The organism is Paenibacillus cremeus, assembly GCF_007786445.1.
Lineage (GTDB): Bacteria > Bacillota > Bacilli > Paenibacillales > NBRC-103111 > Paenibacillus_G > Paenibacillus_G cremeus.
Genome location: NZ_VNJI01000057.1, coordinates 1 through 14,203, shown reverse-complemented (window position 1 = coordinate 14,203; position 14,203 = coordinate 1). Strand labels below are relative to the sequence as shown.

At 54.2% G+C, this 14,203-nt stretch carries 12 protein-coding genes; 8 read left to right on the top strand and 4 right to left on the bottom strand.

The window, feature by feature from the left end; translation table 11 throughout:
• Positions 1 to 51: 51 nt before the first annotated feature.
• Positions 52 to 762, top strand: coding sequence for a hypothetical protein (locus FPZ49_RS29645; RefSeq protein WP_144853991.1), 711 nt, complete (start codon positions 52 to 54; stop codon positions 760 to 762).
• Between the two features lie 118 nt (positions 763 to 880).
• On the opposite strand, the gene FPZ49_RS29640 is transcribed toward FPZ49_RS29645, so the two are convergent.
• Positions 881 to 1,768 (bottom strand): helix-turn-helix transcriptional regulator, encoded by an 888-nt coding sequence (locus tag FPZ49_RS29640; protein ID WP_144853990.1) that lies wholly within the window; start codon positions 1,766 to 1,768, stop codon positions 881 to 883.
• A 260-nt stretch (positions 1,769 to 2,028) separates the two neighbouring features.
• On the opposite strand from FPZ49_RS29640, the gene FPZ49_RS29635 reads away from it, so the two are divergent.
• From FPZ49_RS29635 to FPZ49_RS29625, 3 genes are all read left to right on the top strand, one after another.
• Positions 2,029 to 3,072 carry a glycoside hydrolase family 88/105 protein gene (locus tag FPZ49_RS29635; protein WP_261381682.1) on the top strand — a complete coding sequence of 348 codons (1,044 nt, stop codon included), beginning with the start codon at positions 2,029 to 2,031 and terminating at the stop codon, positions 3,070 to 3,072.
• Positions 3,073 to 3,096: 24 nt separating this feature from the next.
• Entirely contained in the window at positions 3,097 to 4,422 is a 1,326-nt protein-coding gene (locus FPZ49_RS29630; RefSeq protein WP_186446172.1) for an ABC transporter substrate-binding protein, read from the top strand.
• A gap of 136 nt (positions 4,423 to 4,558) precedes the next feature.
• A complete protein-coding gene (locus tag FPZ49_RS29625) occupies positions 4,559 to 7,126 on the top strand; it encodes a hypothetical protein (RefSeq protein WP_144853988.1) in 2,568 nt (855 codons plus the stop codon).
• Positions 7,127 to 7,202: 76 nt separating this feature from the next.
• Here FPZ49_RS29625 and FPZ49_RS29620 read toward each other — a convergent pair whose 3' ends face one another.
• A complete protein-coding gene (locus FPZ49_RS29620; RefSeq protein WP_144853987.1) occupies positions 7,203 to 8,261 on the bottom strand; it encodes a DctP family TRAP transporter solute-binding subunit in 1,059 nt (352 codons plus the stop codon).
• A gap of 228 nt (positions 8,262 to 8,489) precedes the next feature.
• On the opposite strand from FPZ49_RS29620, the gene FPZ49_RS29615 reads away from it, so the two are divergent.
• The 4 genes from FPZ49_RS29615 (at position 8,490) to FPZ49_RS29600 (ending at position 13,728) form a co-directional block, all read left to right on the top strand.
• Positions 8,490 to 10,070, top strand: a complete 1,581-nt coding sequence (locus tag FPZ49_RS29615) for an ATP-binding protein (RefSeq protein ID WP_144853986.1) — start codon at positions 8,490 to 8,492, stop codon at positions 10,068 to 10,070.
• A 31-nt stretch (positions 10,071 to 10,101) separates the two neighbouring features.
• Complete coding sequence (locus tag FPZ49_RS29610) at positions 10,102 to 10,827, top strand: response regulator (protein WP_144853985.1); 726 nt, start codon at positions 10,102 to 10,104, stop codon at positions 10,825 to 10,827.
• 129 nt (positions 10,828 to 10,956) lie between these two features.
• Positions 10,957 to 12,399, top strand: coding sequence for an NAD-dependent malic enzyme (locus FPZ49_RS29605; RefSeq protein WP_144853984.1), 1,443 nt, complete (start codon positions 10,957 to 10,959; stop codon positions 12,397 to 12,399).
• 21 nt (positions 12,400 to 12,420) lie between these two features.
• A complete protein-coding gene (locus tag FPZ49_RS29600) occupies positions 12,421 to 13,728 on the top strand; it encodes a dicarboxylate/amino acid:cation symporter (protein ID WP_144853983.1) in 1,308 nt (435 codons plus the stop codon).
• Between the two features lie 70 nt (positions 13,729 to 13,798).
• On the opposite strand, the gene FPZ49_RS36135 is transcribed toward FPZ49_RS29600, so the two are convergent.
• Positions 13,799 to 13,972, bottom strand: coding sequence for a hypothetical protein (locus FPZ49_RS36135; RefSeq protein WP_186446171.1), 174 nt, complete (start codon positions 13,970 to 13,972; stop codon positions 13,799 to 13,801).
• A gap of 145 nt (positions 13,973 to 14,117) precedes the next feature.
• Positions 14,118 to 14,201, bottom strand: a complete 84-nt coding sequence (locus tag FPZ49_RS29595) for an IS3 family transposase (RefSeq protein ID WP_261381681.1) — start codon at positions 14,199 to 14,201, stop codon at positions 14,118 to 14,120.
• Between the last annotated feature and the right edge of the window lie 2 nt (positions 14,202 to 14,203).

Sequence of the window (14,203 nt, the reverse complement as noted above, 5' to 3'; positions counted from 1 at the left end):
CCTATAATTCGATGTATGTAAGGTACATATCAAGTTAAAGGTGGGAGAACATTGTCCTATTTAAAATGGTTGGGCGCGTGTGCGCTTATTGCGGTAATGTTAAGCGGTTGCGGTTCGAAGCCGGAGGCTACTCCAGTGAATGCGGCGGGCGGCGGAAGTAGCGCTTCGACTCCAGCTCCAGCAGCTTCGGGGGATCAGTCGCAGCAAAAGCAGGATAAATCGGCTCAAGGCAAGCCGCAAGGACAACAAATGAGCGAGCAGGAACGCACAATGTCGATGGAGTTTCTGACGCTGACTCGAATGGATAAATCGGACGGGCTCGCGATAACTAAAGAAGAAGCGCAGGTCATGCTGCCGATCGTGCAGGATGCCATCACCAAGAAAGAGCTCACAGCGGATGCCAAGACGAAGCTGGAGGAGAAGCTGACGGCGGATCAGAAAAAATTCCTGACCGACGCAGGCTCCCGGATGCAAAGACCTGACCCATCCCAAATGACCGACGAGCAGAAGCAGAAAATGGAAGAGATGCGAAAGCAGCGTGCTGATCAAAATGGCGGCAAAGGTGGCAGCGGTACGAACGCAGGCAATAACGCTCAAGGGGGCAATGCTCCTCAGGGGGGAACCAAGCCTCAAGGCGGCGGCAATGGTGCTCAAGGCGGTAACGCCGGCGGTAATGGCAATGGCGGCCGAGGAGGCTTCGGCGGAGGCGGCATGAACGCGGGCCAGCAGCTCGTGGATCTGCTGCAAGCGAAGCTGAAGTAAGCTCTGAAAAATACTCTAGTCATGTAAGAATAGACCTTCAAATTTCACCAGAGAGTGGTGTGATTGAAGGTCTATTTTTTACTGTTTAATATACTTAAAAAAATGCCGTGATATGATCTCATCCCCCAGCGCGCTGAGCGCTTTTGCGGAAGCTCCGGGGCGTGGCGCCGGTGAACGTCTTGAACGTCTGCCCGAAGTACGAAAAGCTGTTGAAGCCGACGCTCTCGGCGACCTCCGAGATGGGCATATTCGTATGCATCAGCATGCGCTTGGCGTTATGGATCCGGGTTTGCAGCAGGAAGTCGGTGATCGTGATGCCGAGCGTTTTTTTGAACAGGTGGCACAGGTAGTATTGGTTGAGGTAGAGCTCTTGCGCGATTTTTTCCAGAGTCAGCTGCTCGGCGTAATGGTTGGAGATGTATTTGACGGCCTGTTCGACCTTCGGATTGATGGAGCGCCTGTCGGCGGGCTCTTTGCCGTGGGCGGATTCGTTCTGGATGTAGCGGCGAAGCAGCAGCAGCAGCTCGCTCATATAAATGCGGATGGCCATTATCTGATCGCCGGACCGCGCGGTGTATTCCTCATGCAGCCGATCAAGCAAATAGTAGTAGCGGTTTAGCTGCTCAGCATCCAGGCGGAGATGGCGGCGGTCCAGCCCATGGCGGAAGATTTCAAGTAAAGCGTCACGCGAGGGTTCATCGAGCAGCTCCGGCAAAAAATGAAGCACACTTCGCGTACTCGGACCGTCCAGCTTGGGGGAGCTTTTGTGCGACTCGTTCTGGCTGATCAGAATCAGGTCCTTCCCCTCCAGCGGATAAATCTGGTCTTCAATCAGAAAATAGCCGCTGCCCTCCTCGAAAAAATAAATCTCATACCCCTGATGCGAATGAAAATCCATATAAAAATGCATCTCGGTTTCCTTATATTTCATCGAGAGCGGCAAGTCTTGGAGCTGATTGTTTACAAATTCATCGGTTCGTCTGATGGGAACTGCCTGTGCCTGCATGCTTTTCACCACTTTCTACAGCGCTTTCATTTTACTGTACTCCCTTGCCGCGAAAAAAACAATCCTGTTATAATTTTTCATCAAGACCCATGTTAAAAATTCCCAAGCCAGCATTGTCAGTGACGTCAACAGCAAGATTCTGATATTTTTGCACAATGCTCTTAGAGAAGCAGTGGATGGAGCGATTTATAATAAAACTATAGCTTTTGCAATCGCTTACTTTTATTATTAATTCATACGAATGGGGAGAATGCGGCTTGGTGCAGGTACAGGACACTTTACAAAAGGTATACCGTTACATGACAACTTCCGATTCGGAAGCTTGGGGCATGGATATTCATAAGTGGGATTGGACGCCGGGGGTTGGGGTCATTTCGATTTTGCATTATTTTGAAGCGTCGGGTGACCCAAAGGTAATGGAATTCCTAGAGCAGTGGGTGGAGAAGAACAAAGAGAAAGCGGCCGAAGCGAAGGTCGTCAACTCCATGGCGCCGTATGCGCTGTTCCCTGAGCTGTACCGCAGGACGAACAATCTGTTCTATTTGGATGAAGCGGTCAAAATTGGCGATTGGATGCTGAGGGAGGCCCCGCGAACGAGAGAAGGCGCACTGGAGCACACCGTCACGGAAAAAGCGAGCTTCCCCGAGCAGGTATGGGCGGACACGATTTTTATGGCGGTGCTGTTCCTGGCGAGGCTGGCTGCAGTCACCGGTCGAAAAGACTATGCGGAAGAAGCGCTGCTGCAAACGGAGCTTCACTTCAAGCTGCTTCAAGACGAGACAACCGGCGTACTGTTCCATGGCTGGAACTGCAAAGCGGGCGATCACATGTCGGCGGCCAAATGGACTCGCGCTAACGCATGGGTGGTCATCGGGTTCCCGCTGATTGTGAAGGAACTAAAAGGTCTGGTTCAGGTTCCTACACACTTGGTGGATCAATACCGCGCATTGGTGGACGGCCTCCTCACTTACCGGGCAGCGAACGGCTTGTGGCATACGGTGATGGACCGGCCGGAGTTTTACCAAGAAACCTCGGGAAGCGCCGGTATCGCTGCCGGGATTATGTGCTCGGTGCGGCTCGGTTTGCTGGATCCTTCCTATTTGGACCACACGGCTTCGACCTGCAGTGCAGTGATCGGCCAGGTGGATGAGAGCGGATTGGTGCAAAGCGTTTCCGGCGGCACGCCGATAAAAAATACAATCGAAGACTATAACACGATACCGGTCATTCCGACGCTTTATGGACAAGGTCTGACGTTGATTTTGCTGTCGGAGATGATTCAGACGGCTGCTTTAACTCGATAAAAATCATCTATGGGAGGGTTTGCGATGAAAAGAACGAAATTAACCGTGATTGCGTCCACGCTTGCGGCGATGGCACTGCTTACCGCTTGTGCAGGAAAAACGGAGGTAGCGCCTGCGGCTGCACCCGCTGCATCGCCAGCCGCGGCTCCGGCTGCTCAAGAAGATACGAAGCCGGTCACGATCAAAATTTATCAGTGGGGCGCGTTTTCCGACGAGCAGTGGCAGCAATTATTCGTAGAACCGGTGAAAAAGAAATACCCCTACATCACACTAGAGCAGGTCGTACGCGGCAAAGGGACGAATCCGGATGAGCTGGTGGCGAGCGGCCAATTCCCGGACATTTACTCCGTGACGAATGACGCGCAGAATCAGTTTGTCACTCTCGGCTTGACGCAGGATCAATCGGCCCTCATTAAAAAGCAGAATATCGACCTGGCCAAATTCGACCCTGCGCAGCTGGAGCGAAGCAAGGTCGGGGACCAGCTGATCTCGCTGCCGTTCAACATGGTGTACAGCGTCATGTTCTATAACAAGGACATCTTCGATAAATTCGGTGTGCCGTACCCGAAAGACGGCATGTATTGGGATGAAGTTATCAACCTGGCGAAGCAGGTGACGAAGTCTGACGCCGGCTTCCAATACAAGGGGATGCACCCGCAAAGCTTGTTCGCCATGAAGGCCGGACTGCCGATCGATCTGCTCGATAACAAAACCGACGCGTCCACGGTGAATACCGATGCATGGAAAAATATTGTGACGCAGTACAAGGATTTGCTGACGATTCCGGGCAACGATCCAAAAGGGACTGCGTTTGCCGACGTGGTGAACGCGTTCATTAAGGATAAGAATACCGCAATGGTCATCTCCAACGTGATGAGCTCCATGCCAGACGCCACAAAAAACGGCTTCAACTGGGATATGGCACAAGCGCCTAGTCATCGCGGACTGGATGGAGTCAACGGTGGAGGACAAACGCTGGTTTTTGGCGTCACCAAAACCAGCAAAAACCAAGAGGCAGCGATGAAGGTCATCTCCGTGCTGACCTCGGATGAAGTTCAGGGCATTGCCGCCAAGAAGTTCGGCTATTTTCCTGCGCTAAACAGCAAAGAAATTCGCGACGCGTTCGGGGCGGATATGCCGTTCTTGAAAGGCAAAAATGTGCAGAGTATATTTAAAGGAAAGCCGGCGCCTTACATGGTTTCATCACCGTTCTCCGGGAACGCGGATGTCCGCAAAATTTTTAACGACAAGGTCGCTGACTTCGTAGCCGGGAAAAAGGACGTCAATACCGCGCTGCGTGAGGCGGACGAGGAAATCAATAAGAAGATGCCGCAGCTCAAGCAAAAGTAAAAGCGTATAGCGAGATGATAAGTAGAGTCATTCTGCGATGGGCGGATTGTCCTTCTATGAACAAACAGAGGGTCAATCTGCCAAGCGGAATGACTCTCTTCTGCTGCTTGCTGGAATGAAAGAGGGGGAGTCACGGATGCTGACAAGCGAGACGATGATGCGCATACGCGCAGAGCTGAAGCCGACGATGGAGGTACGCCGCTTTTTGGGGGAAGCGATGAAAGAGCTAAAAGAGGACGCGGAGCACGGTCCGCAGCTTGCGCTGCTCCGGTTAAAGCTGCTGACGGAAGCATGGGCCGAGGCTCGAGAAGCGAGCGAGCTAGAGGAGCACCCGGATCGTCTGCATTCCGCTGCTCATTCAGGAGCCTCGATTCGGCAGACGCTGCAAAGCTGCTTTTTCTCGCAAGGGTACTACTTTCAGCTGCTGGCTCAGGTTCGTCAGCTGGGGCTTGTCGATGCATCGCTCCGCAGGATGGCGGCGGCTATGGCTCAAGATATATTGAAGCCGGCGGAGCGGGCAGCGAATAACCGGTCGTTTTTATTTGCGCTCGGGCATGCGCATGCCTCGAGGCTTTTTCCGGAGCTGCCGGAAGCGGAGGCATGGTCTGCGTATGCCGAAGGCGTATGGAGCGACTGGTATGAGCCGGGCGATTGCTACGAGCCGGGGTATGTGGCGCACAACATCAAGCCGGTCATCGAGCTGGGCCTCGCGCTGGGTAAGGATGCAGAACTGCAGAGTGAGAAGTCGCAAGCGGCGTATCGGCGCTATCTCGATCACATCAGCCCGTCAGGATTGGCGATACAGCCGGGCGATGGCGGGAATCAGTCGGCCTATGTGGATGCGCTTACACTAATGGCGGAGCTGACGGGCGACGGCGCTTATCTGTGGGCAGCCAAGCAGGCATTGACGGCCGGGGAGTACGGCGGGTACTACAACGCCAAGGGGGGCCGATTGCCGGCAGATCACGTCGCCTCGACGCTGGAAGCGAAGTTCGCGGACGTCGGTGATGTTAAGCCAGTGCGGCCTCCGGCAGCGGGCGGCGTGCAATACATGTACCCGCAGACCTACCGGATTGCCGATCGGCTTATTTTGAACGCATCCCGTGAATTGTTCGGCAAGCCGTATGCCGCCTTCTACTTGAACGACCGGATGGAGACGCATCATCATGCGCATGAGGACAACCGTGGCGACCTGTACCATTACGAGGTCGATGGAGTGATGTACCTGAAGCGCTCCGGCTGGCACAAGTGGGCGGGGCAGAGCAACACATTCGTGGTGGATGATGCGACGTCGGAGTTTCCTTTTTGCTATACGAAGGGGCTTCGGTCGAACCATTGGTACCAAGCGTCCTCGAATCTACGCCTCTTGAGCGACTATATGCCGTCGGAAAGGTTCAAGCAGCTGTACACAACGCCCGAGTCGTTCAAGCATGCCGGAGAGCCGGTCAGCGGGGATGAGACGATGCTGCCGCTGCCGCATTTTTATGTGGATCAGGAGAGTCCGCATGGCGTGTTCCTCATTAATCCCGAAGGGATGGCCGGGAAAAATGAGCAGCTGACGGTTCGCAGCATCACGATCTCGATTAATACGTTCCCGCGCGGGGGAGAGGCGAAGTTTCCGCGGAGCATCGCTTGGTACCGGGATTTCCGCGAGGTGGCGCCGTCCGACGGACCGGTGGAGCTGCTGATCAAGGATATCCACTTGGGAGGGCCGAAGGGAAAGCTGTCGCTTGTCAATCTGGAGACGTTCGCGGACGATTTGGAAGTGACCTTTTACGAGGATGGAAAAAAGGGAACGGCCGATGAGAAGCGTGTGTTGACTCGCGAGGAGGTTCGTCAGATGGTGTCTCTCGTAACGGATGAGCGAATGGGTGAGCCTGCATTGAGAGTCATTTCAGGGCCGGGACGGTTGGACTTGACGTGGATGGGGCTTCAGGAGCCGGTGCATTTGACGGAGGAGTACCAGCGCGTCGGGTTCGATTATTTATACGTCAGCGATGTGCGGGAATTCCTGCGAACGCCGATTCGGATATTCGTGAACGGGTTGACGTGCCGCAGCTTTTATCCGGACCGGCAGCAGGGCGGTGTGTTGAAGGAAGCAGTCTCGGAGCGGCAGGGCGAGGACAGCTTTGGCTCGATGATGTATGAGGGCGTGTATACGTACGATTCGAAGTGGACGCGCCAGACGCTGCTGACCGAGGAAGGCTTCTTGCTTGTGGTGGATCGGTTTAGGCCGGGAGCCGAAGCCGACGGAATGGCGGGCGGCCCGGTATGGCAGATCGGACGGCCGGAAGAGCAAGGGCTGAACTGGTTTGATGCGACCGCAGATGCGCAGCAGGGCAAGAAGCTGATGGTGTACTTCCATCCGCAGCGGGGCTGCCAGTACGGCGTTCAGTTTCAGCCGAAGCTGTGGCATGACCAGGCGTATGCCGCTTATGCGAAGGCGGAGCTGCAGTCGGGGCGCGAGGAGACGTTCGTCTCCGTGATCGTGCCGCACGATGCGGCCGTCTCCGGAGTGGCGGTGAGCGGCAAAGCGAATTACCATTCGCTCCTTGTCCGGCCCGGCGAAGAGAGCAAAGGGATCTTCACCGATATCCAGCCGGACGGGACGGTGAAGGTGACGCTTCACCCTGCGGCTAGCGGGCAGTCGACCCCGCTGAAGCTGGAGCTCAGTCGGGACGGCGGCTGGCGCGTGAGCCGGTAAGCGCTTTGGCGATGGGGCATGTATGGGAGAGGATTTCCCGCACACGCTCCAATCCACCCCGTGAACCGCTGCTCTTTTAGCCCCCGTACTTCTTCTGCAGCTCGCGGATTCGATCGATCAGCTCTTTTCCAATGATGCGTTGGAACTGGGAGTAAATCGGGTTCAGAGCCTCCATCCATTCCGCGCGCTCGCTGCTGGTCTGCACGTGAATTTGAATCGTGGAGCGCTGTCGGATCTCTTCCAGCTGCTGCTCATTCATTTGCACGGCATTTTGATTTGCCCATCGAGAGGTCTCCTCGAGAGCCGCTCGAATCTGCTGCTTCAATACATCTGGAAGATGATCCCAGTAATCCTTGTTCATCAAAACGCCGTAGCCGAGATAGCCGTGATTGCTGAGGGTCATAAATTTTTGTACCTGATAAAAGCGTTTTGTGTAAATATTGGAGATCGTATTTTCTCCCCCGTCCGCAATCCCCGATTCGAAGCCGCGATACACGTCATTGAACGGAATGGCGGTCGTTTTGGCATCAAACTGACGGAACTGCGCTTCGATGACTTGGCTCGGCAGAATGCGGAAGCGTTGGCCTTTAAAATCGGACGGATGAATCAGCGGCCCGCGATTGGAGGTCATTTGTTTGAAGCCATTGCCCCAGTAGGCGAGGCCGACCATATTTTTACTCTCCAGCTTCTGATACAGCATCCGGCCGATCTCTCCGTTGAATGCTTCCTGCACCGCCTCGTTCGAAAGAAACGCATAGGGCAAGTCAAAGACCTGCCACGCCGGAACCTGCTCGGAAATATTGGAAAATGACGGGGCGATCATCTGAACTTTGCCGTGCATCAGCGCTTCGACCTCATCCGGCTCGTTATATAACACGCCATTCGGAAAGACCTCCACCTTGACCTGGTTGTTCGTCTTCTCCTTCACGAGTCGGGCAAACTCCTGAGCCGCTAAGCCTTTAGGCGTATTTTCAGCCACGACATGACTGAATTTAATGACCAGCTCTTTGTCAAATCCAGTCTGTTCGTCATCGATTACAACCGGGGCGGAAACAAACGCAGGATAAAACCCGATGGCCGCCGCCGCAGCTAGACCCAGCAAAACGAACACCACCGTACCTACAAATGGCCGCATACTATAGCTTCCTCCTCTCCGTAAGATCACATGCATCATTGGATTAGTATACATGAAAACATTGAAAAAACACTCCGTCATCCCTCCGAGTAACCATTCAACCTCCGGGCACCCATTGGCCGTCGTGCCGTCGCCGTTTTTTATTTTCATCCCAATTGAGGTAAAGTAGAAAGAAGACCGACGGACAAGAACGAAGCGATGCTACGAGGTAAAGGAGAGGGAGGGTCCATGCTGCAGCGTTTGAAAATTAATTGGAAAATCGCGCTCCTCTCGTTCGGCATCGTCCTTTTCTCCCTGTGTATCGGCGGAACCATTCTCCTGGGCGGCATCGTCCGCCTAAAGGAGGAAGAGCTCGGGCGGCGTCTGGTCGTCACCGCCCAAACGGTGGCGCAGATGCCGGAGGTTGCCGCCGGCATCGCCAGACCCGAGATGCGCGAAGGCGTCCAGCCGGCCGCCGAGCGCATCCGCATCATCAACGACGTGACCTACGTCGTTGTGATGGACATGAATCGGGTGAGGCTGTCGCACCCGATTCAAAGTAAGATCGGCACCGTCTCCAGCGGTGCCGATGAAGGGGCCGCCTTTGCCGAGCACACGTACGTGTCCAAGGCAAAGGGAGAGCTGGGCACGGCGCTGCGCGCGTTCGTGCCGATCATGAACGCCGACCATGTGCAGGTCGGCGTGGCGCTCGTCGGCCGCATCCTGCCGACGGTGGGGCAGGTGCTGCTGGACCTGAGCGGTCAAGCCTATGTGGTGCTGCTGCTCTCGCTGTTGTTCGGGCTTTGGGGCTCATGGAAGCTCGCCCAGCATATCAAGCAGCAGATGTTCGAGCTGGAGCCGCACGAAATCGCCCGTCTGCTCGTCGAACGGACGGCGACCTTCCATGCGATGCATGAGGGCGTCATTGCCATCGATAAGGAGGAGCGGATCACCATCTTTAATGAGAGGGCGAAGCAAATGCTGAGCATTGCCGGCGAAGTCATCGGCAGGCCGATTCGAGAGGTGGTCCCCGACACCCGGCTGCCGGAAATTCTGGATTTGAACCGCCCGATTTACAATCAAGAGCTGACGGTGCAAGGGACCGACATCATGAGCAACCGGGTGCCGATCACGGTGAACGGGCAAAAGGTGGGGGCGGTGGCCATTTTTCAGGACCGGACAGAGGTGAAGCGAATGGCGGAAGAGCTGACCGGCGTTCGCGCCTTCGTGGATGCGCTTCGTGTTCAGAATCATGAATACATGAACAAGCTGCATACCATAGGCGGCCTAATTCAGCTCGGGAATAATGAGAAGGCGCTCGAGTATTTGTTTGAAATTACCGAGCAGAAGGAGGAGCTGACCCGGTTTCTGACCGAGCGGTTCAAGAACGAGAGCCTGACCGGCCTCTTAATCGGCAAAATCAGCCGCGGTCAGGAGCTCGGCATTCAGGTGACGATCGACCGTCAAAGTCGGCTGGACCGCTTCCCGTTGCGGCTGGATCATCACGATTTGGTCATTTTGCTCGGCAATCTGCTCGAAAATGCCTTCGATGCCCTGCAGCAGCAGGCGGGATCCAAGAAACAAGTATTTATCAGCATTGAGCAGGATGAAGACGTCCTATCCATTCTGGTCGAGGATAACGGCGGTGGAATGAACGAATCGGTCCAAGCGCGGATGTTCGAGCGCGGATTCACGACGAAGGAAGGGGAAGGGCATGGGATCGGGCTTCATTTGGTCGCCGGGATCGTGGAGAAGGGAGCGGGCTCTGTTCAGATCGATTCCACACCCGGAGAGGGCACATCCGTTACCATCACCTTTCCTATGACATAAATCAGGGAATAAAGCGAGGAATCACCATCCGATGAAAGAGTATCAAGTATTGTTAATCGAAGACGACCCTATGGTTCAAGAGGTGAACCGGCAGTTTGTCGAACGTGTGGAGGGCTTTCAGGTGCTCGGGGTGGCATCCAGCGGTGCCGAAGGCATCGAGCTGATTCGACAGCGGAAGCCGGACCTGGTGATCCTGGATATTTTCATGCCCGTACAGGACGGTATGGAAACACTGAAAAGGATTCGCGGGGAACAGCTTCCTGTGGATGTCATGGTCATCAGCGCGGCCAATGATATGCGGACGATCGAGCGGATGCTGCAAAACGGAGCCATCGACTTTATTATGAAGCCCTTTAAATTCGACCGGGTTAAACAATCGCTGACGCACTATAGACAGATGAAAGAAACGCTGGCGAACGACCGAACGGCCACGCAAACCGATGTGGACCGGATGCTGTTCGGACGAACATCGGCCGTCGATTCGGGGGAGAGCCTTACGGAAGTCCTAATCCCGTCAGAGCTCCCTAAAGGGCTGCATGCGGTGACGCTAAAGCAAATCCTGCAATTTTTAAACGGTCATACGGCCCCGCTTTCGGCGGAAGAAGTGGCGGAGGGGGTCGGTATTGCCCGGGTCACCGCAAGGCGGTACTTGGATTACCTGGAGAAAAGCGGCCAAGTGCGGCTGGATCTCCAGTATGGTGTCGGCCGTCCCGTCAATAAATATGTGCTCTGCCTTCGCTCCGATGGATCGCGTTGATCTCCCAACATGCGGTCCTTTTTTGTGACCAAAAAGACCAAAATAACCATTATGGCCATATGATTTCATTTTTAAGTTGAAAGCGGTATCATCAAAACGACCAAAGAGAACAAAGGAAGTGTAGCGACCATGTCTATCCCATCAGGTGCCCATACTAGCATTATTCTTCGACTAGAGCTCAATAAAGAGATTGCCGTCTTCGGCTCCATCGCAACCGCCATTGGGGACAGCGGAGGAGATATTGTCGCCATCGACGTTAACCGGTCGGATAAAACGACGACCATACGGGACATCACCGTGAACGTATTTGACCAAAAGCATGTGGAGCTTATCGTGCAAGCCGTCAATGCCATTCCCGGCGTCAAGGTCATTCATGTGTCCGATCAAACGTTTTTGCTTCATATCGGCGGCAAGCTCGAAACGACACCCAAAACGCCGATCAAAAATCGTGACGACCTCTCGCGCGTATACACCCCCGGCGTAGCCCGCATTTGTATGGCGATTCACGAGAAGCCTGACCGCGCCCATTCGCTCACGATTAAGCGCAATACGATCGCCGTGGTATCCGATGGCTCCGCGGTGCTCGGTCTGGGCAACATCGGCCCGGAGGCCGCGATGCCTGTGATGGAAGGAAAAGCCGTCTTATTTAAGCAATTTGCCGGAGTAGATGCGTTTCCTATTTGTCTCAACACGCAAGATACGGAAGAAATTATCGCTATCGTGAAAGCGATTGCACCTTCGTTTGGGGGGATCAATCTCGAAGACATCTCATCCCCTAGGTGCTTTGAAATTGAGCAGCGTCTGATTGAGGAGCTGGATATTCCCGTATTTCACGATGATCAGCATGGTACGGCCGTCGTTCTGCTCGCGGGATTGCTGAATGCGGTAAAGATCGTCGGCAAGCAGCTTTCCGATTGCAAAGTGGTCGTATGCGGGATCGGCGCCGCGGGCATTGCCTGCTCTAAAATGCTAATGGCCGCAGGTGTCCGCAACATTATCGGTGTAGACCGAGCCGGCGCCATTGTCCGCGGGGAAGTCTATTCGAACCCGGCTTGGCAGTGGTATGCCGACCATACGAACCCGGACCGGCTGACCGGCTCCTTGTCGGAGGTCATTCGCGGTGCAGACGTATTTATCGGCGTATCCGGGCCGGGTGTGCTTAAGGTGGAAGATATCAAGAAGATGGCCGCGGATCCGATCGTCTTTGCCATGGCGAATCCGACACCGGAGATTTTGCCGGAAGAAGCGGAGCCATATGTACGTGTGATGGCTACCGGACGCTCGGATTATCCGAATCAAATCAACAACGTGCTGTGCTTCCCGGGGATTTTCCGCGGTGTGCTGGACTGCCGGGCTTCCCGAGTGACCGAAGAAATGAAGCTTGCCGCAGCCAAAGCCATAGCCTCCGTAGTCAGTGAAGAAGAGTTGAACGAGTACTATATTATACCAAGTGTGTTTAATGCTAATGTGGTAGAACGCGTCCGTGAAGCAGTCATTCAAGCCGCTTATGACTCCGGTGTAGCCCGCAAGCCGCAGCCGACAGCCTCGAAACAGCCAGTGAACCAATACTAACCAAAGAAAAGAGGAGCTTCGATGCGAATCAATCTGAAAAACCTTACTGTTCAGGTACTTATCGCTATTGTTATCGGGATTTTGATCGGACAGTTTTTCCCGGCTTTCGGTGTGCAGCTTAAGGTGCTCGGCGATATTTTCGTCAAGCTGATCAAAATGATAATCGCCCCGATTGTCTTCTTCACCATTGTCATCGGCTTCGCCAATATGGGTGATATGAAAAAGATCGGCCGGATCGGCGGCAAGGCGCTGCTGTATTTTGAAATCATCACGACCTTCGCTATGGCAATCGGTATTGCGGTCATGTACGTGATCTCCCCGGGCTCCGGGATGGATATCAGCAAAGTGGGGGCCAAAGCGGCCGATGTCGCCAAATATGCGAAGCAAGCGGCAGAAACGCCTCATGGGTTTGTGGATTTCTTGATGAGCATTATCCCCGATAGTGTTGTCGGTGCCCTTGCGAAGGGTGAAATGCTGCCGGTGCTGTTCTTCTCCGTGTTATTCGGTTTGTCTATGGCGGGTCTGGGCGAGAAGGCCAAACCGGTGACCGTGTTTTTTGAAAAATTAAACGAGATTTTCTTCCGGCTCGTGGCCTTGATTATGCGGTTCTCACCGTTCGCTGCGGGCGGTGCCATGGCCTACACCATCGGGAATTTCGGGATTGCCTCGCTCTTCTCGTTAGGAAAGATGATGGGGTCCGTCTATATCACCATGATCCTCTTTGTCGTGCTTATTCTTGGGACCGTTGCCCGGTTTTACGGCTTCAGCATTTTCAACTTGCTTAAGTTCATTAAAGAAGAGATTTTGCTCGTGCTGGGTACCTCCTCCTCCGAGTCCGCGCTGCCGCGGCTGATGGAGCGTTTGGAGAAGTACGGCTGCTCCAAATCGGTTGTCGGTCTAGTAGTGCCGACAGGCTATTCCTTTAACCTGGACGGTACGTCCATCTATCTATCGATGGCAGCATTATTCATCGCTCAAGCTTATGGCATTGAATTAACGCTTGTGCAAATCTTGACGCTGCTCGGCGTTCTGATGCTTACCTCCAAAGGGGCGGCTGGCGTAACGGGCTCCGGCTTCATCACACTTGCTGCAACCTTGGCGGCCATTCCGGGTAACGTGATTCCCGTTGAAGGCATGGCGCTGCTGCTCGGCGTAGACCGCTTTATGTCCGAAGCGCGTGCGATTACCAATCTGATCGGGAACAGCGTGGCTACCGTCGTCATTGCCAAAAGCGAGAACCAGTTCAACCCGGCGCAGACGCAGGCATCGGAGGCATCAACATCCTCCATGGGTACGGATTCGGGAAGCTTGATCGCAGGTTCGAATTAAACGAAAAAAAATCCAACCGTTCCATCCATTCGATGGTCGGTTGGATTTTTTCTTGTCTTAGCAGCAGTTGCTACTGGAGCCGGTAATCGTCCGTTTTTTCGCCGTCTTCCCAAACTTCCACGAACAAGGCGTCGCAATCCTCAAAGTCAGCGGTGGTCTTGGACAGCGCTAGCTCCTCGTCCGCCGTTACAAACACATTTTCCATTTGCTCCTCGCGTAGGGCGATGAGTACAAAAATTTTCATCTTGTCGTCCTCCAGCTATCCTTTCATCATCCGTAAATTATAGCACAAACGGGAGCTTGCACCGAAAGTGCTCGCCGAAACACCAAAAAAAGTCCACCTGCCCTCAATTGGTCAAGACCCCATTTAATGGACATTGAAAAAAGCCCTAAGCTGCAAGCTGGCGTCGGTATTCAACCGGCGTCAGCTTGTTTAGTTTTCTTTGTGCTCTTTCCTCGTTATAAAAGCGAATAA